General features: G+C 31.1%; 2 protein-coding genes. One reads left to right on the forward strand and one right to left on the reverse strand.

The genetic code is table 11. The features are described 5' to 3' along the window. Positions 1 to 87 precede the first annotated feature (87 nt). On the reverse strand, positions 88 to 609 hold the full coding sequence (locus DXX3274_RS23180) for a hypothetical protein (RefSeq protein WP_152495288.1): 522 nt from the start codon (positions 607 to 609) through the stop codon (positions 88 to 90). Positions 610 to 1,538: 929 nt separating this feature from the next. Between DXX3274_RS23180 and DXX3274_RS21370 the strand changes: the two genes are divergently transcribed. Further along, the gene (locus DXX3274_RS21370) at positions 1,539 to 2,468 is read left to right on the forward strand and encodes a hypothetical protein (protein ID WP_042861569.1); all 930 of its coding nucleotides are present in this window, start codon (positions 1,539 to 1,541) and stop codon (positions 2,466 to 2,468) included. Positions 2,469 to 2,683: the final 215 nt, after the last annotated feature.

A 2,683-nucleotide genomic window follows, 5' to 3' on the forward strand; every position in this document is an offset into this window, starting at 1 on the left:
GATGATTCGATTACTAGTAGTGCATCGCAAACAGACTTACTACTCAAATGCATATCTTTTTTCTTTATTAACTGCAACCTTCACTTTTTATTTATCATCAAAAGCCGGCCATGAACAATATTTAGTTACAAACTCCCATTCGTAATAATCCTTTCCTGTATCGTGATATTTTATAGACAACACGCTCCAGTTTTCGTCATAGCAATGTGATTTTTTCTTATAATCATCTTCTTTAAAACATGCTTTTATACTTTCTTTTGATAAGGATGGGATATTGTAGAATGCCAATTTATATAAATAATGATTGTTAATCATGATGAAATCAGCATAGTTATCTTCTTTTCCGCCACCAGAACAACTTGTTTCCCATTTATAAACCAAAGCTAACGACAGCTTTATTTTTGTTGATGAGATATATAGCAGGATAAACAATAACGCCAGCTGGAGATAATATATCATCACTGTTGTCTTTTTTTCATTGCTATGATGATAACTCCTGAACGACCATTCACCATTAATTTTATATGAATTACCATCCTTTATTATTTTTATGCCTTGTGGTGATTTATCAATAAGATAGTAAGTATCACTATTTTTTCTCCTTTCCATACTTCAGCCGAGCCATTGTTGCATTTCCCACTTAAATATAAACAAATACCACTATACTCACTGTCTTTTTTATTGATCTTACTTAATGGGTAGGTTTAATATCATGACTTAGTTCTTCCGCGATTGAGTTACCCGATATTAAAATCAATATTGCCATTATTGCTTTTTTCATAATAAATTCCTTTTATAAAGATCACTTTAAATATAAAAATATGGAATATGATAACTGATTACCTACATCATTTACAGCAATCAGTTTTCAATGCAATTATATTGCATCAGATAGTTTTTATCTTTACACTATGCCATCTACTTTTTTATTACAACCTGTTATTAACATATCTTCATTTATTACATGACTTCATTTCAAGACTTGTACCATAATCATGGTAACCAGCCATTAAAAGACTAAACTTATCATCTAAGTGGAAATAAAATTTAGTCCAAGAAGCAAAATAATTTTTAGGGGAATCTATAAGATGAATTACAACATAAATAAAAAATGCATAAGATTCCGCGCCATAATAATTTTGTTATTTATTTATGCACCTCACGGTTTTCCACTTTTTCTGAAAAGGAAAGTAATGAATTGATAAAAATAAACATCAAAGCAAAAAACGATAAAATTATTGCTATAAAAAATCAGATAAATCGATCAAAAAAGCCATTGAAGACAACCCAGAAAAAGAAAATTTAATTATAGATCTGAGGAAGCCATGGGATTTAACAATTGAAAAAAATGCCGACTTGAGACTTTCGAGTCTAAAGGAACTGACGCAGAAATAGCTGAAGTAAACAATTTTCTCGTCAGAAATTATCTGGATGAAATGAAATACTTTGACGATATACTTCCATAGTTTATCGATAAGGTATGAAGAAGTCCTAGTAAACACCAGTATAGATATGCTAATTTTCAACGAACGTTAATCATGAAAATAAAAACAACATGCTTGTTATCTTTACTAATAGTCCATGCAGCAATAGCTGACGAATCTAAAATTACTTACGGCTATGATAAAAGTAAAGGAGAAATTTATGCGATGAGTGGAGCAGAAAAGGGATTCTTTAGTTTTGAAGAAGACTATACCGGTAACCCTGCTGTTTCGTTTGGATTCTTTAATAATCAACCATCAATTATTGTTTCAGCCCGTTCTTTGCATGACTATACCGTTTATATGACATTGCAATTTAAAAACGGTGAATTTTATACAGACTGTCTATATTTTGATATAAAGAGTAAACAAAACGGCGTTGCTTCGAAAGAAGGCTTGTGCGGGTTAAACACGCCGGTTTCAGATGATTACATGGATCTTGTTGAAAAACAGATTAATGATGTATCAAATAATATTGACACGGTAGATACATCCTATTTTTTAAATGGAAAAACAACTTACATTCCATTAATTCTCTTTCGTGGGAAAGATAATTTAATTTATAAGATTTATAAAAACAAAAATGCCATGCTAAGCGATGAGTACCAAATATTACTCACTGACAAGAATGGACAATGTCGTTCATATAATAAAAATACGTGGCTGGAATATAGCTCCAAAGCAGCAGACAACGTTCATATCAAAGCAGAAGTAAACAAAGATGATAAAATATCATTGACACCTATCATGGTAGAAAATGGAAAAAAATCTAATGATTGTGAAAAATATCCAACATTTAAGATAAAATCAGAAAAGTCTTTTTTCTATGATGAAAACAAGAGCCCCCAAAAATCTTACCTAATAAAGGGGGATGACATTACCTTACTGTCAATTCAGGATGATGATAAATGGTGTCAAGTCAGGTATGTTTCGGAAAAAAACAAAAAGACAGAGGGTAATATGCTCTGCTCAGCACTAACATTGTAGAAGTTATACTTCTAGATTAATAATTAGTTATTTCCAAGGGAGAATCAGCCACGTTAAAGAGAACTGTTTTAGTCTTATTCTTCTTTATCTCATATACCTGATTGCTGGCGATCATTTTAAGCTTCTAGATATGAGTGATAACGGCGAATTTTATAAAATAAGCTACCAAATGAAATCAGGTAAGGGCTTAACAGCATGGATTAACTCTGATGATT

Origin of the sequence: Dickeya sp. NCPPB 3274 (genome assembly GCF_000406205.1) — a bacterium.
Lineage (GTDB): Bacteria > Pseudomonadota > Gammaproteobacteria > Enterobacterales > Enterobacteriaceae > Dickeya > Dickeya fangzhongdai.

What these genes read in the sequence shown, in the direction of transcription:
- DXX3274_RS23180 (WP_152495288.1), bottom strand. Translation starts at nt 609, where the DNA reads ATGGAAAGGAGAAAAAATAGTGATACTTACTATCTTATTGATAAATCA.
- DXX3274_RS21370 (WP_042861569.1), top strand. Translation starts at nt 1,539, where the DNA reads ATGAAAATAAAAACAACATGCTTGTTATCTTTACTAATAGTCCATGCA.